The organism is Acidobacteriota bacterium (assembly GCA_016715115.1).
Classification (GTDB): Bacteria; Acidobacteriota; Blastocatellia; order Pyrinomonadales; family Pyrinomonadaceae; genus JAFDVJ01.
Map to the genome: position 1 here is coordinate 1,362,181 of JADKBM010000011.1, position 21,189 is coordinate 1,383,369.

The window sequence follows — 21,189 nt, forward strand, 5'->3', positions numbered from 1 at the left end:
AGGAGGAGTATGTACAAGTTAAATCGTCTCGTGGTGTCGCTTTTGCCGGCAATCATCGTTTTTCTTTCGGCAACCTCCGTTCGGAGTCAGGAATGCAGTTATTGGTTCGAATCCGTTGGTGTAAAAAACGTGAGGTCCAAGAACGAGGCACCGGACAGGAATGACCCGGCTGTCGTCTTGAGCGGAATTCGTTGCCTTCTGACACTTGAAGGCGACAAGTCGCGTGGTGCATTCATGGGAGCCACACATTTTGGGGTTTCAGCACAGCTTCCCGAGACTACCGTCGAAATCTGCGCCCTTTACACGATCTCCGAGCTTTTCACGGGAACGTATAAGCACGCGGATGGCGTCGCATTAGTGTATGCCGATGGTCGTCCGGAGAAGAACACGGACGCTCAAGCCAAAGTAGCCTTCGAAAGTTATCGGAAATGGTTTCAAAAAGTTGAAGAGATTGGAATAGGAAAGGCCCGCGAATTGAAGTTGGATCCACTCAAGGGAAGCGGATTAAGTTGGTACTAAGTGCCTTGAGTATCGTGGCCGTTTTGCGATTTTGGATTTGCGATTTTGGATTTTGGATTGGTCGTCCGTTGATTGCGCCCTGAAAAAATCACCGTTCTTTGAAATACGCCCGAGGTCGCCCTCGGCTACGACGAAGTTCCAGAGACGCGGAAAGGCTACACCGGCTACGAAAAGGACGAAGAATCGGGCCACAACGCACGCCCAGGCGAGATACTACAACCCGAAACACGGCCGCTACACCTCGGTCGACCCGTTGACCGCCTCGGCCAACGTCAAGAACCCGCAGACGTTTAACCGTTACTCTTATGTCCTCAATTCGCCGTACAAGTTCACCGATCCGCTCGGGTTGATCGCCGAAACAACCGGCGCCTGCGGAACGCGATGTCAAGGATCCAACGGCCCAAGCTTCGGACTGATCGGCTTATTCAGTGAAAATGGTGGATTTATTCAAATCGGTCAATCTGGGAAAGTGGTCGCGATGAGCGAGGATGAAACCGGAAAGCAGATTCCGCTGACGAAAAACGACCGAAAAGCCTTACAAACGCAAATTTCGAAGATTGCTCCGGGGACTTTCGTTACGAAAGCCGGACGAATCATCTACGGAGGCCCACTTCAATCCTCTGCGGGTGCAAGATTGCTTTCTGGGGTTGTCTCAATGGGGCAGAACGTGACAATTGTAGTCAATCATCGAAATGAAGTCACGACCACGCCGCTCCGCGACGGAAAGCCAATCCCGACAGATGTTGCGCTGGGGCTGCCAAGTGCGTCGATGATTCAATGGGATCCCAATTATCGTCAACTTGTTCCCGAACGTGAAAGGGACGGACACATATCGAGTCGATACATTGATCCTGCAATCGCACTGGGTCATGAGCTTATTCATGCTTTCAACACGGGTCGCGGTGAAAGTGCACCGCTGATTGGTGCAAACCATTGTTTTGAAGAAGGCCGTCAAGCTTTTGAAGAGAGCGTGAATTCTGCTGAACAAAGGGCCGTTGGATTCGCTTATAACGAGGATCTTGACATAACCGAGAATCAGTTGAGAGCGCAACTCGGTTATGCTGCAAGGGCGGCATATTATCTACGGAAATCCTGGAAACCCATTAGCGCCGTTGACGAATTTAAGGGACTAAAGGTGATTCCGAGGAAAAGCAAATGATGAGACCGTAGAAGCCGAAGTCAAAGTTCATAATAAGTCTTGTTTGGGAGAGAACAATGCGAAGAATAGTGCTGATAATTTCGTTTTGGGCTTGTTTAATTTTGATGCCAAGCTCCTCGGTGCCGGCTCAGCAGAGTTCTGGGATCGTTTCGTTAAGCATTTCAGTCGTTGAGTTTAGCGCGAAGTCAATGCAAGTGAATTATTCAGTCCGGAACGATACGCAGTCTGCGATCTACGTGGCAACGAAGCCCACGACGCTAAGTGGTGAGATTGGATTTTACCGATCGTTGGATGGTGATAATCTCTCCACGCTGGTCCTTTCCAGCCGCGTCTACGAGGATCCGCCCTACTTCGTCTATTTGGACAATCGTGGAGTGTTGCTGATCAAGCTCGATCCGGGAGTCGAATACACCGACCGAATTACGATAGCCGTCCCGATCAAAGAAACGGATCCGCCCCGGTATCGTAAGCGGTTGGCTCCTGCCACGATTCGAACCAAGAATCTCCGGTGTGTCGAATTGGCAATTGGCTATTTCAACGATATTCCGGGCGTATCGGCTTTCTTGAAAAAGAAAAAATGGGGTTGGAACATCGTTGGAACTGAAGAACTCAACGTCGCCTCGAACAAAACAAGCACTTTTCTTGAAATACAACAAATGGTTACGTCGAAAATTTGTGATTTGAAGAATCTGAAAAAGTGAGCCAACCGGAATCTCAAGGAATCGTTAGCGTATGTCGATTGCTGGAAAGTTCGATTGGAGGATGTATGAGATTTGTATTTGAATTGATGCTTGGAGTTTCGCTGTTAATGGCCGCATGCGGTTCCGTCATTGGACAGGCCGTCGAAGTGGATTTGGCTGAGAAGCCTATTACACTCGCGTTGGAGCGGAAATCGCTGGGCGAGGTGTTTTTCCACCTGATCTACTATTTCGACGTTCAGATCGGTTATGAAGGTTCGAAGTTGGACAATGACCATATGGAATTCCTGTTCCCAACGCAGTTCCCTGACCTTTCGCGCAAACCCACTTTCACCAGCAGATCGTATCGGTGCGAGAAACATTGCTTCACATTGAATGTAAAGAACGCACCGCTGAAATCGGTGCTCGATCAGGTGGTCAAACAGATGGAGAACTACAAATGGGAGATCGAAGACGGCGTCGTCAATATATTCCCGACAGAAGGCCGGGACGAGAGATTGGAAAGGCTGATGGAGCTGAAGATAAGCAGTTTCAATCTCGAATCGAACCGGCCCGTTGGACTGATACGAAACAAAGTCGGCGAATTGCCGGAACTTCAGAGGTTTCTTACCGAGAACAAATTCGTCTGGACAAATAACCGGGCATTTGGCGATAGCCTCCTTCGCAGGATTGAGCAGAAACTCGAGTTTTCGGAGATCACATTCAAGCAACTCCTGAACAGGATCACGAAGATAAAGAAAGGGGGCTGGATCGTGCGCAAAGGATACTTGTACAAGGTGAAGGATAAGGAATACATTGAAATCGATGTGTAGCCGACTTGACGACTGCCGACAGGACGAACTTGTCGTTGCCGACAAGAGTGAATTTGAAAGTCTCGCAAAGCTCATACCACGCGTCTTGCCGGAAAAAACGTCGGAGGTCGAATCTGTCTCCTTAAATGTGATTCGGCAGAGTTTTGATCCCGGGCTTCCAAGCGAGTATATGTATCGCGGATTTCGAATTTCGGCGTCAACAACTGATGAAGGGTTTTGGCAGCGATGTGCTGCTCGTTGATCTGGAAATTCAAAGAGAATTCAACCCGACCATTAACACCTACGAAAACAAAGGGTACAAAGTCATCAAGGTGCATAAGCACATACCTCGGACAGAACAGAGAAAGTTCAATTTTGAAGCTTAACGGACTAGGTTATGCAAGGTCCGGGACGATGCCATAAACAATAAGAAAATCGCGAGAACTAGAATGCTCATCGGAGTCGAAATCCGATGAGCATTTTGCATAAAGACCACAAAACCGAAGACGTTGAGATCAAATTCAAGTTTCTTTCGGACTCGGTACTGAAGGCCTTCGAGAAGGACGGCCGGAAGTACTGCCGGCTGACCGCGTCTTCGAATGCCGAGGATCTTGTCGGCGACGTCATGTCGCAGAAGGCTCTTGAGCAGATGAAATCATCGGCGGTCGGGACGGTGATGTTCATGAACCACTCGACCAACGTTCCGGAGGATGTCTTCGGAACCGTGGCCGAAGCGACGGTAGAGAAGAAGACCGCCGATCTCGTCGGCGGAGGTTCGGGCGAGGTCTATTGTCTTGAGTATCTCGTCGAGGTCCAGACCGACAACGAGCGGGCCGTGAAGACCTGGCAGATGATCGGCTCGGGCACGAAGCTCGGGGCGTCGGTCACCGTCCTTGTCCGCGACAAGTCCCCGAATCCGAAACGCAACAAGGGCATCAACGGATTTTGGATTTTGGATTTTCGATTTTGGATTGGCCGAAACTGCGAGTTTCGATCCGGACCATCGCTGGACCGGCAATCTCCGTCAATCCAAAATCCAAAATCCGCAATCCCAAATGTGTGGGCTTGCCGAAAAACGCGCATCCCGCGCGCTCCCTGAATCCAACACAGAAGAGGAAGAAGTTATGTCGAAAGAAAACGCCGCCGCCCAAGGGAGTCAGTTGTCAGCCGCGTTCCCGCTGACCGTCGCCGCCAAAGGGACGCGGAATCCGCGACGGTACGGATACGTGGCCCGTATGCGTCAACAAGCCGCAGAGCGGCGGCAGAGTTTAGCCGTGGCGCGTAAGCCCACGGTGACCGGGCAACAGTCATCAAGCCGCGTCAGCGGCGGCAGAATTAACCGTGGGTTTCAACCCACGGTAAGCTTCGAAAAGGGCCGCGCGTCGCGTCAGCGACGACCCGAATCAGCCGTCGCTGACGCGACGAGATACGAATTCACGAGTTCCCGTGTGTTGAAACCCACGGCGAAATTCAGGACATCGCTACGCGATTCGGATCCTCGCCCTCTGGGCCGAGGCGCTCGACGAGTTCAAGTCGGCCGCGATCGTCTCGTTCCGGTTCTGGAACGATATCGCAAACGCTGATCTTGAAAGCGAAACCGACGACGAGATGCTCAGCAACGCGCTGGAACTCGAAAAATCCCTGAAGGCCGTCGCAGGCGCGATCGAAAGCGCGACCGACGGCGACGCGCGGAAACATCTCCGCGCGGCCGGCGATGTACAAGCACGGACGCGGTTCGCCAGGATTACAGCAAGGCGCGTTCTGTTCTTCGTATTTTCCCCGCGAATTTGTTAGCATTAACGACTTTGATGTCTGACGAATCAAACAAAACGGATCATTACGCGATCGCCGCGTTGTTGCTGACGCAGTTGATGTTCGGAACGGCGACAGTGCTCGGGAAATTCGCGCTGCTTGCTTTTCCGCCGTTCGCGCTGGTCGGCTTCCGCGTCGGCGGTGCGGCGCTTGCGTTCTTCGTCCTTCAACGGCTTCGAGGGACGCTGCGGCTCGACGAACGTTCGCATTATCTGCATTTCGCCTTTTTTGCGTTCGTCGGGATCGCGCTCAACCAATTGCTGTTCTTCAAGGGACTCTCGCTGACGAAAGCCGCAAACACCTCACTGCTTTCGGTGACGATTCCGATTTTCACGATCGCGATCAGTGTTTTGATCGGCAACGACCGGTTGACGTGGCGCAAAGTCGCAGGTATTTCAGTGGCGGCCGTCGGCGTCGTTTACCTCATTGATCCGAGTCGCGCGAGTTTTTCGTCCGAAACGACGCAGGGCGATATCCTGATCGTGCTCAACAGTCTCTGCTATGCGTTCTATGTCGCGATCTCGAAAAAGCTCATCTCTCACTATGGGGCATTGAAATCGATCGTCTGGCTCTTCATTTTCGGCAGTATCGTGACGACGCCGATCGGGCTTTTCTCATTGTCGGGTGTCGATCTCGGATCCGTTTCCGGCGCGTCTTGGGGGTTCGCCGCCGCGCTCGTGATCTTCCCGACGATCCTTGCCTATTATTTCAGCGCCTTTTCGATCTCGCGCGTCGAACCGTCGGTGGTTGCTGTCTATGTTTATCTTCAGCCGCTCATCGGATTCGTTTCGGCGATCATCTTCCTTGACGAACATTTTTCGATTCGCCTTTTCGTGGCGTCGATCCTCGTTTTCGTCGGCGTTTATCTCGTGACTCGAAAAACCGAGGCGACCGGCGCCGTTTGAACTACTGATTCGTCACCATTCTATTGTAAAATCAAGGTTTCTATGGACAGCAAAACTCTTGGCATTGCAGTGATCGGTCTTGGCGGCGCGGTCGGAACGACGATGGTCGCCGGCATCGAGCTTCTCAAAAATGGTCTCATTGACACGACCGGTCTGCCGCTCGCGGAAGTCGATGGCGGACTCGCGGATTACCGGAATATTCGATTCGCCGGTTGGGATCTTTTCGGCGAGCATCTCGCCAAGGCCGCCGAAGAACACGATGTCCTGACGCACAAGCAATTCGTCGCGGTCGAAGACAACCTTCGGGCGATCAGACCCTGGCGCGCGGCGGCGAACAAGGACTTTCTTGCGAATATCGACGGCGACAACACGGTGACGCGAGGTTCGCACCGGTCAACGATCGACTCCATCCGTCAGAATCTGCGCGATTTCAGATCCGAATGCGGCAGTGTCGTCGTCATCAACCTCGCTTCGACCGAACGACTTGCCGACGAGGGCAACGAGATCTTCAATTCGTTGGCGGGATTTGAAAAGGCGCTCGACGACGATTCTGCCGAGATCAGTCCGGCGATGATCTATGCCTATGCCTCGATCGCTGAAGGCGTTCCGTACGGCAACTTCACGCCGTCGGTGTCTGCAGACATTCCGGCGCTCATCGAGTTTGCTGACAAGAACAACGTTCCGATCGCCGGAAAGGACGGCAAAACAGGGCAGACGATGATCAAGAGCGTCCTCGCGCCGGCGTTCAAAACGCGCGCCCTGAAGGTCGAAGGATGGTTTTCGACGAACATTCTTGGCAATCGCGACGGTTTCGCGCTTTCGAACGCGGGGTCGCTCGCGTCGAAAGTGAAGACCAAGAGTTCCCTGCTCGACGATATTCTCGGTTACGAGGTCGAGGATCACATCGTCGACATTCGATACTATCGTCCGCGCGGCGACAACAAGGAAGCCTGGGACAATATCGATCTCGTCGGCTTTATGGGCCGCCAAATGCAGCTCAAGGTCAATTTCCTCTGCAAGGATTCGATCCTCGCCGCGCCTTTGGCGATCGAGATCGCGCGCTGTCTCGATCTTGCGCACGATCGGGGCGAAGGCGGCATACAGGAACAGCTTTCGATCTTTTTCAAAATGCCCTTGACGCGCGGTGAGAAAGCGGAGAACGCCTTGTTCAGGCAAGAGGAGATGTTGATGCGCTGGATCGGTCGTTAAGTCTCATTTGAGGCCAAGCTCGAGTCGCGCGGCGATATCCGAGAGCATCGACAAGACCTTGCGGATCTCCTCGGTGTCCGTCACTATCCCGGGCTTTTCTGCAAAGATTTCGAAATTTCCGGCACATATGCCCCAATCCGATCCCGAGTATCGTACAAGTTGCTCGGCTACGGCGACATTGTCGGGTGCCCGGAACGCGAGTGCTTGAAAAGCTTGCTGAGGCGCTGAACTCTCGACGCAGTACGCCTCATCGAACTGCGGATAGCCGAGCGTCAGCGTCTTCTGGCCTTCGAGCACCCAATCCAACATCTTGCGCGGCTTGATCAAAAACTCAACGCCTCTCGGATTCCGAAAACGAACGTTGCAGCAAGTGTGATAGGTAACCCGTCCGCGCCGCATTCCCGTCGTTTGACTGGTGAAGTGCTCCCGGCGGACGGAAACGACCGCCTCGCGACCGCCGAACATCCCGCGCATCGGTTGCGCAATCGATTCGCCATCTGAAATCAATGAGCTGAACAACCTGTATTGCGCCGGTTGGAGTTCGAAACCCAGTTCGCGGGCCGTCGCCGCCCAACGGCGTCCGTGCCTTCGCTTAAACCGGATAGCGACCCAAAATCCGAGAATCAAAGCACCGAAGAAAATGACGATGACCGCCGCGACGATCACCAACACCGCGACGAACGAGAGATCGCCTGATTGGAGAAAGAATCCGAGCATTTCTTTGTAGCTCCCGGGATCACAAATACCCGCAGAAGTGTGGCTAATTAACTCACTTTTCCCAGATAAGTGTAGCAAATCAGACTCGGAATTTCCCGCGGCCCGTTCCGGTCATCGGCGTTTGCTTTTCGTCACCGGTCTTGCGAGTTCCGCCTCCGAAGCGGTGTAGCCGAAACTCGCCCACTGGTTGCCGGCGATGACCATCCGGAAGATTCGAATCCCTTTTTCCGTCTCGCCGATATAGTGATACCAATTCCCGAGTCCGTACCCGAGCGACGCACTGCCGAGACTGTCAGCGTCCGCACTCATTGAACGCGCCAGTTCGTCGGCTGGGATCTTTCCCTGATAAAGCTTGACCATTTTGTAGTAGTCATCGTTCTCGATGATGTCGAGAGCGTCACCGATGCCGACGACCGAACGTTCGGCCTCGCGCACCCGACCAAGACGCCGGAGCGTCATATACTCCCAGTGCTTGGCTGCAACAAGCATGTCGGGGTTTGTCGAAACCGCGACGCATTTCCGGTACGCTTTCAGCGCCCTTTTGAAGTCACCCTTGAGATAAAAGGCGAGCCCGAGGTGGTAAAAGATGTTCGACTGGAGCGTCGAGGTCGGGGTGTTACGCGCGTTGGGCAATCCGTCGGGCTCGATCTCGTCCGGCTTTCCTTTGACGAGCTTCGCCGCAGATTCAAGATCGCGGACCGCATCGTCAAAACATCGAAGCGTGATCAGACGATGTCCGCGATGACGAAGGAAACGCGCGTCCTTCGGAAACATTTCAGCGCCGCGCGTGAAGATTCCGATCGCCTCGCGATATCGCCCGAGATACGCTGTCCGCCGACCGAGCCAAACGTGTGCGTCGGCATTTTTCGGGTTTCGCGCGACTTCGGCTTCGGCCTCCGCTTGCTTTGCTTCGTAAACCTTTCGGGCGGCCTCGGTGATCGCCGGCGGAACGATCTTCGCCGTTTCGGAGCACCCCTGCGCGAGCGCCGACAAGATCGGCGCGATTACGAGCACAAGCAGAAAGACAATTCGCATATGCGAATCTTAGCCCGATTTGTTTCGAGCGCCAAACAAAGCCCGGGGCTCATTTTCGAAAGATATTCGCGACGTGACAACCTGCCTCGGCGTTTCGGATGTTGATGAACCGGGTCGAATCATCCGCGAGCAGTTCGGCGATCTGATCTTCCGGTGCCGCGGCATCGATCGCGACGGTCGAGGCGATCGTTCCGTCCGCAGTGTAACTTTCAAAAAGCAGCGGCAGATCAATTAGTTCCGGCGGGAAGCCATCCGTCGAATAGCGTTTGCAATCGCGGAGATGGATAAAAACCGGGCCAGGAAGCGGGATGTCGAGCAATCCCTCGAACGCATTGTAGGTAAACAGTATTCGTTCCTCGGTTCCCTCTTCGAACTTTCGCAAGCAATGCCGGCACGGACCGTAACCGGTGGCGATCTCCGTGAACGCGGGATGACTGTACTGCGGCGAGATCTTTTCGTCGCGGACCGAACGGGCGACATCCACGCTTATGGGCTCGAATTTGAAATTCATTTCGAATACTCCTTCTCGTTTCGAAGTATCAAGCTCTTTCGCGCCGCGCCCCAACGATAGCCGCTCAGTTCGCCGTCCGAACGAACCACGCGGTGGCAAGGGATGACCAACGCCACGCGATTCGTCGCGCATGCTCGCGCGACCGCGCGAACGGCGTTGCGGTTGCCGAGTCGCTCGGCGATCTGCTGATACGAAACGGTTTCGCCATACGGGACCTTCCGCAGCTCGTCCCAGACGCGCATCTGGAACGCCGTCGCGCGCAGATCGAGCGGCAGGTCGATCGAGCGGTTCGAACCGGAAAGGTTTGCGAGGACCGCGTCGACCGTTTCGCGCAATCGGTCGCCCGCCGGGCTTATCTCCGCGTTGCCGAATTCGGCAACCAGGTCCGCGAGCAGCTTTGATTCTTCGTCGCCGAAAGCCACCGCACAGACGCCTTTTTCGGTCCGCGCGACCAGTATTTTTCCGAGGTTGCAATCCGCAACCGTGTACTCGATCTTCATATCTTTGCCTTTTCTCGCGTAAGTCTTCGGCGTCATCCCAAGTTTTTCCGCGGCCTTCTCATAGAGCCGGCTGCTCGAACCGAATCCGGCGTCGTACATCGCACCGGTCACGCCGCTGCCGTCGCGCAGGCCTTTCTTGAACCGTTCCAGCCGTTTCGCTTCGGCGAACTTCTTCGGCGAGACTCCGACCAGTTCCTTGAAGAGTTTCTGAAAATGCGCCGAACTCATTCCGGCCTCGGCGGCGAGCGAATCAAGTGAGATCGTTTCTTCCGATTCGATGCGTTCCGCCGCTTCGATCACCTTGGCGACCTGGGGCGAAGGCGCTTCCAACGCTGGCCGGCACCGGAGACAAGCGCGGAATCCCCTTGATTCGGCGTTCGCGGCGTCGCTGAAAAACTCGACGTTCTCCCGCTTCGGCAGACGCGAGGAACAGGACGGCCGGCAATAGATCCCGGTCGACCGGACCCCATAAACGAACGCGCCGTCGAATCGTCCATCGTTTGTTTTGACCGCCATCCAGCGGATCTCGTTTTCCATAGTCAACAGTTTAGGAAAGCCCGATACGAAAATCTATCCGAAAATTGTCGTGCAATTCTTTTCGTCAGCGCAACAGCGGCCGACCGATGTTTCCTGCGCGCGGTTTCTTGTTATAATCGAAAGCAATGCTTAATTCATACAGTTTTTCATTGCCTTCGGAATTGGACGCGGCCGTACGCGCAGCGATCGTCGATTGGACCAACGACGCCCGCGTCGCGCGGATCTGGGCGAAGGATGCGGCCGTTTGGACCAATTCCGACGAATCGAATTGGCTCGGCTGGCTCGACATCGTCGGCCACGAGCTGGCCGACACCGCGAAGTATGTCGAATTCGCGGCCGACGCGGCAACGTTCGACGACATCGTCGTGCTCGGAATGGGCGGTTCGTCGCTGTGTCCGGAAGTTCTTTCGATAACGTTCGGAAAATCGAATTTTCACGTGCTTGATTCGACCGTGCCGGCCCAGGTCGCATCGCTCGACCGACAACTCGACCTGTCGAAGACGCTGTTCATCGTCGCTTCTAAGTCAGGTTCGACCCTCGAGCCGAACTGTTTCAAACAGTATTTTTACAAACGCGTTTGCGAAACGGTCGGCGCCGAAAACGCGGGCAGCCACTTCGTCGCGATCACCGACCCGGGATCCAAAATGGAAGTGGTCGCCAAACGCGACGGTTTCCGGCGCATTTTTTACGGCGAGCCGCAGATCGGCGGACGATTCTCGGCGTTGAGCGTTTTCGGTTTGACCGCCGCCAGCGCGTTGGGCATCGATGTTCAAGAATTTTTAACGAACACGAACGAAATGGTCGAGGCATGCCGCGACGCGAATGCGCAAACGAATCCGGGCGCGGCGCTCGGGATCGCTCTCGGGGTCGCCCACCGGCAGGGCCGCGACAAACTTTTGCTGATCGCCTCGCCGTCCAAGAAATCCGTCGGCGCCTGGCTCGAACAGCTCGTCGCCGAGTCGCTCGGGAAAAACGGCGTTTCGATCATCCCGATCGATCGCAAAAGCTCGGTCGATTCGATCATCTACGGCGACGATCGGATATTCGTCTATTTCCGAAGCAAACAAAGTTACGATCCGACTCAGGACAACTTGGTCGAAGAGATCAAAAGAAACGGACAGGCGGTGATAACGATCGAATCCGAAGGCCGTATGAACCTCGGCCAGGAGTTTTTCCGCTGGGAATTCGCGACCGCCGTCGCGGGCGCGTTGATGGGAATCAATCCGTTCGACCAACCGGACGTCGAATCGGCGAAGATCGAGGCGCGGAAGATCACCGAGGCGTACGAGGCATCCGGCTCGTTGCCGGATGAAACGCCATTTTTCGAAGCCGATGGGATCAAACTGTTCTCAGACGCGAAAAACGTCGCCGAGCTCGACGGTTTGATCGAAGAACGTTCGGTCAAGTCTTATCTCAAGGCGCATTTCGAACGTTGCGGACCGGGCGACTATCTCGCCTTGCTCGCGTATCTTGAAATGGATTTCGGCAATTTCGTCGATCTCGAGAAACTGCGTCACGAGATATTGAACAGATACCGCGTTGCGACATCGATGCAGTTCGGCCCCCGTTTTCTGCACTCGACCGGACAGGCGTTCAAGGGCGGCGCGAACAACGGTGTGTTTCTCCAGGTCACTTCAGACGACGCCGTCGACCTGCCGGTTCCGGGACAGAAGTATACGTTCGGCGTCGTCAAGGCAGCCCAGGCCCGTGGAGATTTCCAGGTGCTTCTCGACCGCGGACGGCGCGCGTTGCGAATCCATTTCGGCGCCGACGTCCGGGCCGGTTTGAAAACGCTTCACGAGGCGGTTGGAGGCTAAACGCGACGCTTAGTTGGCGACCTTCAAAAGATGGGTCTGGATCTGCTGCTGGTTGATCGCGGCGCTCAGCTGGCCGCCGGAGACATTCGCGGTCTGGATAAAGGTTTCGATGTGAGTCAGGCGATCCGCCGCGACGATCGGAACTGAAAGGCCGAGAAAGTAGTTTTTCGGAAGATTCGATTGGTTCCAGACGCGCGCGACGATGCCGCGCGAAACGCCGTCCTCGGCAGGCTTGACCGCCCACAAAAGCACATCCGGATCCGAGATCTGAAGGAACGAGTACGCCGATCCCGGCAGTTGGCGGGCAATCGTGCCGCTACCGTCGATCATTCCCGTCACCAGCGGATTCTGATGCTCGAGCGAAAACCTCATCGCCTGCCTCTGATCGAACGCGCCGTGCGTCCGTAAAGCGAAACGCTGCATAAAGAAAGAGTCGCCGCCCTGATTCGGAATCCCCAGCGCCGGGCCGTCGATCTGGCCGCCGGCGAGGACGTTGATCTGCGGCGTCGCGGTATCGAGCGTCTGCGAACTGCTGTCGCCGAGCCTCATAAAGAACGCGTCGCGGTTCGAAACCGTGACGCCGAAATCCGCCGCAGCGCCGTCCGATATGTCCGCGAAATGATTCATCGTCAACCAGTCATACCGAGCGTTCTTCGGCGAATAATGGCCGCCCTGAGCGAGCAGTTTCGCGCGGATCACTGCGCCGACCTCTTCGTGCCAGACGTCCGGAGAATTGATCTCGAACGAATTGCTCCAGGTCTTGAGGTCGCCAAAATTCTGCGTGATCCGGTTGTCAACGTCGACGCGGTTCAGATCGCGAAAGAAAGTGACGCGCGTCGTGTGCTCGACCGGGCTTGAGGAGATCGCGCGCAAGGTGACGCTGACCGGACCGGCGTTCTCGACCGTGACCCGGCCGGTTCGGTTTCCGCCGAGGTCGTTTACCAGCTTGCCGCCGATTGGCCGCACGACCTCACGGTCGGACCGTGATCGATCGACGAAACTTGAGATCGCGCCGTCGTTCGCCAAAGTCAGCCGGTAAGCGCCGTTTTCGATGACGTTGCCGGATGCGGTCGCGGCGTTTGGAAAGGTCGCGCCGGCGCCGCTTCGGATCTCGTAAACCTTGTAGCCGACCGACGGAACATTCTCCGCGATGATCCGCAAGAACCTCTGGTTGCCGTAATTGATGACCTGCGACGCGACTTCCTGGCCGGTCGAGACGTCGACGACGTGTACTTTCTGGCGCGGACGAAGCGGTATGTCGGCATAATCCGTCCGCGCCCAGCTCAACGGATTGAAAACGAAAAAGCGCCGTTCGTTCCCGGTGCGCGAGATCTGTTTGCCAAGCTCCGCTTTTGCGTCCGCATTGAGTTTATCGACATACGACGTGATCTCGTTTTCCACGCGGCGGCTCCAGTTGGCGCGCACGTTTCGCGCGATCGGCCCATCGGCCGTCCAGTCGTGCTCGAAATAGAGTCCGAGATCGATCATTGCCTTGTCGCGCTCCGCGAGCCGCGAATTCATAAATGCGGGATTGCTTTGGGAGACGATCGCGGCCAACGCGTCGGCGGTGCGGAGGTTCTCCGTCGAGCGTTTGACGCGCGCCGACACTTCGGCCATCGAGGCGACGAGCGCGTCCCATTCGTTGCCGTAGGCGGCGGCGTGGGTTTCGAGCTGACCGCCGTAATTCGCTTCGAAATCCCGGAAGAAGTCCTCTTGATTCGAAACGATGATCCGGCGATTCGGCGTCGTGTTCTGTTGCGCGACGGTGACGAACTCGTCGCTCGTGTATTCAAGGTCGTCCCATCCCCGGCCGAACGCGCCGACGACCGGATAAGGATACTTCGTTTGAAAATTCGTGTTGTTTTCGGCGAACAGGATCGACGCGAGCGGATCGTACGCTTCGGAATAACCGCCGAAATTCTTGTTCGCCGAAGAAAGCACGGGATTGTAAAAGAGCGAATGCCACTTCATCAACACTTTGCTCCCGTCGCGGCCGCCGCAGTAGTAGATCTCGCGATCACGGTTTTCGAGTTGCGTGACTTCCGTCGCGCATCCGCAGACGCCTTTCCAACTGTATTTCGCGCCCGCGCCGGCCCAGAGCGACGCAAGACCGTACGGATGGGTCTGATTCTCCATCGCGATCGCCATCGGGAATCGGACGTTATGTCGCCGTTCGATGATTCCGGGGTAATACATTCCGCGCAAAACCGCCTCAGCCGGCGCGCCGCCGTTGACGAGCACGAGCGCGTTGAGCGGGACGCTCATATGGCCGTCGCGGATCCGATTGATGAACCGGTCGAACTGCTGCGGCGTGCGGTTGCGTTCGTATTCCCACATCCAGAGACTGCCGTCGCATTGCCAACGCATCTGCTGATCCGATGGATTTCCGGCCGTCGCGTCCATTTTGTTCAAATAGTAATCGATCATCGTCAGAAAAGACTGGCGATATGTGACATCGTCGGCGATCCAGAAGTAGTCGGTATGGTCGTCCGGCGCGATGTAAAACCGTTTCTGGGCAATGATCGGTTGCGTCGCGACGTTGATCAGCAAAAATGCGGCGAAGAGTTTGGCGGCAAAGGTCTTTCTTATCATACGAAACAAGCGGGGGAATAACTGATAAACGCGAAAAAGCTCCCGGTTTCCGATTTCAACCGAAATTACGTGTTAGCGACTTTTGCCCGCGAATCTTCGCGAATCCGCGCGAAACAGCGTCTGATCCGACGGTATAAAAACCGCTTTTTAACGATTTGTGGGCCAAATTCAAAAAACGCCGTTCACTCGCAAGGCTTTGGACCGGATTTTTATTTGGCGCCGATTCGAGAATATTCGCGGGCAAACTCCCATTGCATAATCCGGGTTCAAGGCGAGGTTTTCCGGGTTGCTGCGAACTGACGGGGATTGCGCGGTCGCATCCGCTTGATCAGTCGACCCGGGCAAATCAATCCGCCGCAAACGACTTCGGGTTCGACACTATGCGATCAACGAATCCACGGTCGAGTGAAGCTTCGCGGCGGCCGATGCCAATGCTTCGTTGCGCGCGCCGAGCCATTCGAGATCTTCACCGAGCGAATCGACCTGAACCGCCAACGCGCGCCGGGTTTCGGACGGCGCCGAGCCGCCATAGATCGTCCGGATCGACACAAAGAACTCGGCCGTCAAAGTTCGTTCAAATTCTTCTTCGGTGAAAGCAAGCTCGCGACCGGCGACCGTCCGCGCGGTCGTCTGGAGCATTTCGTAGGTGATCTTCGTCTTGTCCGTGTACGCTGTTTTGACGCACTCGCCGACGATCTTGTGAGCGATGCGAAACGGCAGGTTCTCGCGCCGGACGATCGAGTCGGCGAGTTCGGTGACGGTTATGAAATTCGCCTCGGCCCGTTCACGAAGAACGTCCAGATTGAAACTCGCCGATTTGAGCGTCGCGGCAAACAGCGAGACCGAACGCGTCGCATCGCGGAGAGCGTTGTAGATAAGCGGCTGCAGATCATCCTCGACGTCGTTGATGTCGCCAAAGGGCGTGTTGTGAATGCTCGTGAAAACACCGAGGCTCTGGCCGAGCGCTTTGCTTGCGAGCGCGCGGATATGCTCAAGCGCGACCGGATTCCGCTTCTGCGGCATTATCGACGAGCCTTGGACAAAACCGTCCGGCAGACGCACGACGTTGAACTCCATCATCGCCATCAGCAGGAACTCCTGCGAGAATTTCCCGATATTGACGAGCAGGGCGCTCATTGCGCCGAGCATCTCTGTAAAATAATCCACCGAAGCGATCGAGGCGTAAGCGTTGACGGTCGGCGCGGTGAATCCGAGAAGCTCAGAAACGCGGTGGCGGTCGATCGGAAAACCTGTGGTCGTGATCGCGCACGCGCCGAGCGGGCAGAAGTTCATATTCTCGTACGCGTTCCCGAGGCGCTTGATGTCGCGTCCCAAAACCTCGGCCATCGCCAGAAGATAGTGCGCGAGCGTCGACGGCTGGGCCGGTTGCGTGTGCGTGTAGGCCGGGATCAGTGTCTCGTGGTTCGCCGCCGCGAGGTCGAGCAGATTCGTCCGCAGTTCGTTCGCTTCGCGGATGAGTTCGAGCAATTTCGGACGCAGATAGATCCGGTAGATCGTGACGTCGATGTCGTTGCGGCTGCGGGCCGTGTGCAGCTTGCCGGCCGTATCTTCGTCTCCGCAGAGCGCGGTCATCTCCCGCTGAAGATAGTAGAAAAGATCCTCGAACGTGCCGTCATACACCGACCGGCGGATCGCTTCGAAATCCAGAGCGCGAAGCGACGTGAGGATCAAACGCTGTTCTTCGGGCGTGATGATTCCCTGTTCGCCGAGCATCACCGCATGCGCGTAATCAACCTCGACGTAGGCGTCGAGGAAATAATCCTTGGCATCGATGAAGCAGTCTTCAAGTACGTTCTTTTTGTAATTTCGGGCCGGAAACTTTTCTTGCATTTTGTTCTTGGATTGGAGCGCAAGCGTCCCGCTTGCAAACGGCGCCACGCGCCGTAGGGCCATTTGAATTTAGGAGATCGACCTCACCGCACCCGTTCGCGAGCACGCTCAAGGCAAACGGGACCTTTGCGCTCGTTCTATTTCTTGACCGCTTTCGGCAGGCTCAGCAGATTCGCGAAAATGCGATATGCGCCGGGATTGCCGACCGGCAATTGGCGGAACCACGAATACGACGTGTAAACGTATCTGCCCTTCCCGATCTCAGCGTAGAGCATTCCGCCGAGGCTTTCCTTTTCGCCCTCGTCGTGGGTTTCGAGCAGCGGCGTGAATTTGTCGTCCCAAGCCGTCAAAGTATAAAGATTCCGCTCCTGGACCCAATTGTCGAAATCGCGGTCGGTGATCTTGTTCGGATAGCTTAGGACCGGATTCATCGGTTGGAGTATCTTCACCGGCGCCGTTTCATCGACCGTACGGATGTTCGATTCCATTTTCGCCGGATACGGCGTCAGATTGAGCCGCGCGAATTCCTGCTGCTGATACTGGACGATCATCGTTCCGCCGTTGCGGACGAATTCGATGAGCCTCCCGTTGTTGGCGACATAGTCGGGCCGGACCTGCGATGCGCGGATGCCGATGACGATCGTGTCGAACTGCGACAGATCCCCGGTCGAAAGATAGTCTTCGTCGAGAAGTTTGACGTTGAGTCCAAGCCGTTCGATCGCCTGCGGAACCTTGTCGCCGCTGCCCGTTACGTATCCGACGCGAACCGGCGCGACCTTCAGATCGAGGACGTTGACCTTCGTCGTGGCGCGCGAATAGAGTCGGTGCGTCTGAATATGCGGATACTCGATCGCCTGCATCTCGTCGGAGTAGACCGCGCCGCCGACCGAGGCCTGAGCATAGATCTCGAACGATGCGGCAACTTTCGCGGGCGGGATCTCGACGTCAAAGGTGATCGCCGTTTTCTCGCCGCGCGCCTTGAGATCAAAAGTGGACGAACTTGCCGCGTATTTCAGTTCTTTCGATGCATTCGAATTGAGCGCGACCGAGCCCTTCAAAGGATTCGGCGAATTGTTCGTTACGCTCAGCACGAGCCGCTTTTTCTGCAGTTTGGCGCTCATCGGAGCGATCAGGATCTTTTGGTCGAGACTGACCGTCACGGCCGGAACGACACTGACGTCGCGCCGGATCTCGCCGCGGATGTCGTCCGAATATCGATACTGGACATCACGCTCGATCGCGATCAGCTGCCCGCCGATCTCGAGTTTGACCTCGGCCTTCATCAGCGCCGGTTGAAACGGCAGATTCTTCGACGCCGCGTCCTGCCATTCGAAGGTGAAGTTTTTGTTGCGCGGATTCTCAAGCCAATACGGTTCGGTCGGTTTCGCGTCTTTCGCCGAAACAACCGTGAAGAACGCCGCGTGCGAAGCCGTCTCGCGCCGCGGACGGAATCCGCTTTCCTGCTGGACCGGTTCCGGCGACGACTCGGCCGACCATCCGCGCGGCGCCTGGAGCGATACGTCTTTGACCTTCACATCGGCGCTTTCGGGCGCGAAGACGCGAACTCCGACGTTGACCGAATCACCGGGCACGATCGTTTCAGAGTTGCTCAGCGCATCGACGACCACGCCGGCGGCCATTTGCAACGCTTTGGCAAATTCGCGTTCCTTTTGCCGGATCAGGAATTTCGAGTCCGGGTTGCGCGTCGAGCCTTCGGCCTCAACGGCCTGGGCGTAGCCTTTGGCAAGGATCGGAATCAGCTTTTCAGGCGCGTAGATGTCATAACTTCTGAGCGCGAGTTCGGCGGTCTCCTGAAGTGCCGCAAGTTTCGGGAACAGCGGATCGTATCTGTCGCCGCTGATCGACGGAATTCCCTTGATCGATGTGTCGAGCCCGTCAAACATACTCGTCTCTTTCTCGACCTTGTCGCCGACCGTTTCAAGAAGGCGCATTCCCGACGTGAACTTTCCGCGGAGTTCGAGCATGCCCATTTCCTGCGATTTATGCTGGCTGCGGCCTTCCATCGCGATCTCGAAATAGGAACGGCCGATCAGAGAATCATATTCGCCGGTGTTGACGACGAGCGTCGGCGGATTGCTCGGATTGTTGGTAAACGATTGCGAAACATAGAGTTTTTTCGCCTGCCACGGTGTCAGGCCTTCGGCGAAATGCTCCGGAAACTGTTTTGGGTCGGCCGCGGCCTTGAAGGCTATCGGCGTCAGGTAACCGGCGAGTTGGTGCTGTCCGTGCCCGTCGGCCGGCGTTCCCACAAATCGCGAAACGATGACCATCGGCCGAAACTTCCTGATCGCGCGGACCATATCGCCGAGCGTCAACTGCTCGCCCCAGATGCGCGCCGCTTCTTCACGCTTCTTCGAGAAACCATAGTCCATAACGCGCGTGAAGAGCTGTTCGCCGCCGTCGAGCCGGCGCGCTTGAAGAAGTTCTTCCGAACGAATGACGCCGAGCGGTTCGAACAGTTCCTCACCGATGACGTTCTGTCCGCCGTCGCCGCGGTTGAGCGAGAGATAAACGGTCCGCGCCTGCTGTTTGCGTGCCGCGTACGCGATCAATCCGGAATCCTCGTCATCCGGATGCGCCGCCGTATGCATAAAGCTCGCCGTCGTCTGCAACCGTTTCAGAATCTGCCCGAGTCCCGAGGCGCCGTTGTCGTAGATCGGCCGCACCTGGGCGCGAAAGACAAATGGAAAAAGGAAGAAGGAAAGTAACAGAACGTACGAAATAGTGTTTTTTATGGCCTTATGTTTCATTTGTTTTCTACTTTTGCGACCTCCGATACCGTCAGACTGATAAGCAGTCCGGCGCCGACGGTCACCAGACAACCGACGACGTTGTACCAAAGAAATGCGATCTTGAAATAGCCCTTTTGGGCGATCAGGGATTGCGAACCGATAAGGTCCGCGATCTCGGCGAAGTTGTGGATCAACGCGATCGAAAGGATCCCGCACAAGAGCCCATAAAACGCCCCGCGGGCCTTGGCGCGCGGGAACACGAACGCAAGCGCGAAAACGCCGAGCAGCGAGCCGTAGAAGAACGATCCGAACTTGTTGACGACCTCGATCAGCGATCCGAGATTCGTCGAATAAATGGCTACGATACAGGCAAACACGCCCCAGCCGAGCGTCGAGATCTTGCCTACGAGCAAATACTGTTTGTCGGTCGCGTCCGGATTGATAAGGCGACGGTAGAAATCGATCGTCGTTGCCGTGGCGAGCGCGTTTAGTTCAGCCGAGATCGACGACATCGCCGCCGCGAAGATCGCCGCGATGATGAGTCCGATGACCCCGATCGGCATATAGCTCAGAACAAACGTCGGAAACACGTAGTTGACGTCGTTGAATTTTTCGTCGCTTTTCTTGACGAAATCGACCGCGGTCGCCCGCGCGTCGTTGAACCCCTTGTTCGCCTCGATATACTTCTGCCGCGCTTCGGGAGAATCAGACGCCAGATACTCGACCGCCGATGCCTTTCTGTTTTCGAAGGCCGCGCCGTATTTCGTCTCGATCGCCTTGAACTCTTCCGAAGTCGCCGCCTTGGTCGCCTCGATGTTGTTGAAGATCGCCGGAGGCGCCTGGAATTGGTAGAAGACGAAGACCATAATGCCGATCATCAGAATGAAGAACTGCATCGGAATCTTCAAAAACGCGGACATCAGGAGCGACGTCCGGCCCTGATCGACCGATTTTGCGGTCAAAAAGCGTTGGACCTGGCTTTGATCGCATCCAAAATACGAGAGCGCGAGAAAGGTGCCGCCGATCAGCCCCGACCAGAAGGTGTATTGCTCGGTGAAATCGACTTTGAAATCGACCGTGTTGAGCTTTCCGACCGCACCGGCAAGCTGCAGCCCGTCACCGACGCCGACTCCCGTCGGAAAATTACCGACGATTATGACGAGACAAACGCCGAGCCCGAAGAAGATGACGACCATTTGCTTGACGTCCGTCCACGTCACGGCCTGGACGCCGCCGAACATCGTATAGATGGTCGTTGAAAGCCCCATCGCGAAGATCGTGTAAATGAGATTCCAGCCGAGAACGATCGACAGAATGATCGACGGCGCGGCGATGACGACGCCGGCCGCGAGTCCGCGCGAGATCAGGAAAAAGAAGCTCGTGAGCGTCCGGACCCGAACGTCGAAGCGCTTCTCGAGATATTCGTAAGCAGTGTAAACATTCGCGTTATGGAAAAACTTGACGACCGTGATGCAGAGGATGATCATCGCGACCGGGAGTCCGAAATAGAACTGGATGAAGCGCATCCCGTCGGAATAGGCTTGACCGGTCGTTCCGACGAGAGTGATCGCCGATAGTTGGGTCGCCATTACAGACAGCCCCACGGCCCACCACGGCAGGCTTTTTGTTGGCGAGAAAATAACCCTGCACGCTCTTGCTGTGCTTGGTCATTCTGATCCCGTCAAAGATCATAAACGCCAGATATGCGACAATTATCGCCCAATCAAGCCAAGACATAACGATTTCGGATTTGCGATTTTCGATTTGCGATTCTTCCGCGGCC

Annotated in this window: 16 protein-coding genes and 1 pseudogene; 8 read left to right on the forward strand and 9 right to left on the reverse strand. The window is 55.9% G+C overall.

What is annotated here, in order from left to right:
- The first annotated feature begins 9 nt into the window (after positions 1 to 9).
- From IPN69_14615 to IPN69_14635, 5 genes are all read left to right on the forward strand, one after another.
- Positions 10 to 519: a hypothetical protein gene (locus IPN69_14615; protein ID MBK8811946.1), complete on the forward strand. Its 510-nt coding sequence runs from the start codon at positions 10 to 12 to the stop codon at positions 517 to 519.
- 37 nt (positions 520 to 556) lie between these two features.
- Positions 557 to 1,678: a hypothetical protein gene (locus IPN69_14620; protein ID MBK8811947.1), complete on the forward strand. Its 1,122-nt coding sequence runs from the start codon at positions 557 to 559 to the stop codon at positions 1,676 to 1,678.
- Positions 1,679 to 1,734: 56 nt separating this feature from the next.
- Positions 1,735 to 2,379, forward strand: a complete 645-nt coding sequence (locus tag IPN69_14625; protein MBK8811948.1) for a hypothetical protein — start codon at positions 1,735 to 1,737, stop codon at positions 2,377 to 2,379.
- A gap of 65 nt (positions 2,380 to 2,444) precedes the next feature.
- Positions 2,445 to 3,188 carry a hypothetical protein gene (locus tag IPN69_14630; GenBank protein MBK8811949.1) on the forward strand — a complete coding sequence of 248 codons (744 nt, stop codon included), beginning with the start codon at positions 2,445 to 2,447 and terminating at the stop codon, positions 3,186 to 3,188.
- Positions 3,189 to 3,639: 451 nt separating this feature from the next.
- Positions 3,640 to 4,266 (forward strand): hypothetical protein, encoded by a 627-nt coding sequence (locus tag IPN69_14635; GenBank protein MBK8811950.1) that lies wholly within the window; start codon positions 3,640 to 3,642, stop codon positions 4,264 to 4,266.
- 371 nt (positions 4,267 to 4,637) lie between these two features.
- On the opposite strand, the gene IPN69_14640 is transcribed toward IPN69_14635, so the two are convergent.
- Positions 4,638 to 4,964 carry a hypothetical protein gene (locus IPN69_14640; GenBank protein MBK8811951.1) on the reverse strand — a complete coding sequence of 109 codons (327 nt, stop codon included), beginning with the start codon at positions 4,962 to 4,964 and terminating at the stop codon, positions 4,638 to 4,640.
- Positions 4,965 to 4,975: 11 nt separating this feature from the next.
- Here IPN69_14640 and IPN69_14645 point away from each other — a divergent pair, with 11 nt between their 5' ends.
- Both IPN69_14645 and IPN69_14650 read left to right on the forward strand, forming a co-directional pair.
- Positions 4,976 to 5,884: a DMT family transporter gene (locus IPN69_14645; GenBank protein ID MBK8811952.1), complete on the forward strand. Its 909-nt coding sequence runs from the start codon at positions 4,976 to 4,978 to the stop codon at positions 5,882 to 5,884.
- A gap of 42 nt (positions 5,885 to 5,926) precedes the next feature.
- On the forward strand, positions 5,927 to 7,093 hold the full coding sequence (locus IPN69_14650; protein ID MBK8811953.1) for an inositol-3-phosphate synthase: 1,167 nt from the start codon (positions 5,927 to 5,929) through the stop codon (positions 7,091 to 7,093).
- A gap of 3 nt (positions 7,094 to 7,096) precedes the next feature.
- Here IPN69_14650 and IPN69_14655 read toward each other — a convergent pair whose 3' ends face one another.
- The 4 genes from IPN69_14655 to ada form a co-directional block, all read right to left on the reverse strand.
- A complete protein-coding gene (locus tag IPN69_14655) occupies positions 7,097 to 7,810 on the reverse strand; it encodes a hypothetical protein (protein ID MBK8811954.1) in 714 nt (237 codons plus the stop codon).
- A gap of 111 nt (positions 7,811 to 7,921) precedes the next feature.
- A complete protein-coding gene (locus IPN69_14660; protein MBK8811955.1) occupies positions 7,922 to 8,845 on the reverse strand; it encodes a tetratricopeptide repeat protein in 924 nt (307 codons plus the stop codon).
- A gap of 49 nt (positions 8,846 to 8,894) precedes the next feature.
- Positions 8,895 to 9,356, reverse strand: a complete 462-nt coding sequence (locus IPN69_14665) for a DUF1203 domain-containing protein (GenBank protein ID MBK8811956.1) — start codon at positions 9,354 to 9,356, stop codon at positions 8,895 to 8,897.
- Positions 9,353 to 10,393 (reverse strand): bifunctional DNA-binding transcriptional regulator/O6-methylguanine-DNA methyltransferase Ada, encoded by a 1,041-nt coding sequence (gene ada / locus IPN69_14670; GenBank protein ID MBK8811957.1) that lies wholly within the window; start codon positions 10,391 to 10,393, stop codon positions 9,353 to 9,355. Before ada ends, IPN69_14665 begins: the two co-directional genes overlap by 4 nt.
- Positions 10,394 to 10,518: 125 nt before the next feature.
- Here ada and IPN69_14675 point away from each other — a divergent pair, with 125 nt between their 5' ends.
- Entirely contained in the window at positions 10,519 to 12,210 is a 1,692-nt protein-coding gene (locus IPN69_14675) for a bifunctional transaldolase/phosoglucose isomerase (protein ID MBK8811958.1), read from the forward strand.
- A 9-nt stretch (positions 12,211 to 12,219) separates the two neighbouring features.
- On the opposite strand, the gene IPN69_14680 is transcribed toward IPN69_14675, so the two are convergent.
- From IPN69_14680 to IPN69_14695, 4 genes and pseudogenes are all read right to left on the reverse strand, one after another.
- Positions 12,220 to 14,760: a glycoside hydrolase gene (locus IPN69_14680; GenBank protein MBK8811959.1), complete on the reverse strand. Its 2,541-nt coding sequence runs from the start codon at positions 14,758 to 14,760 to the stop codon at positions 12,220 to 12,222.
- A gap of 420 nt (positions 14,761 to 15,180) precedes the next feature.
- Positions 15,181 to 16,653 (reverse strand): argininosuccinate lyase, encoded by a 1,473-nt coding sequence (gene argH, locus IPN69_14685; protein ID MBK8811960.1) that lies wholly within the window; start codon positions 16,651 to 16,653, stop codon positions 15,181 to 15,183.
- 137 nt (positions 16,654 to 16,790) lie between these two features.
- Entirely contained in the window at positions 16,791 to 19,424 is a 2,634-nt protein-coding gene (locus IPN69_14690; GenBank protein MBK8811961.1) for a PIG-L family deacetylase, read from the reverse strand.
- A pseudogene (locus IPN69_14695) lies at positions 19,421 to 21,143 on the reverse strand (sodium:solute symporter). The gene IPN69_14690 and the pseudogene IPN69_14695 overlap by 4 nt, the downstream one beginning before the upstream one ends.
- Positions 21,144 to 21,189: the final 46 nt, after the last annotated feature.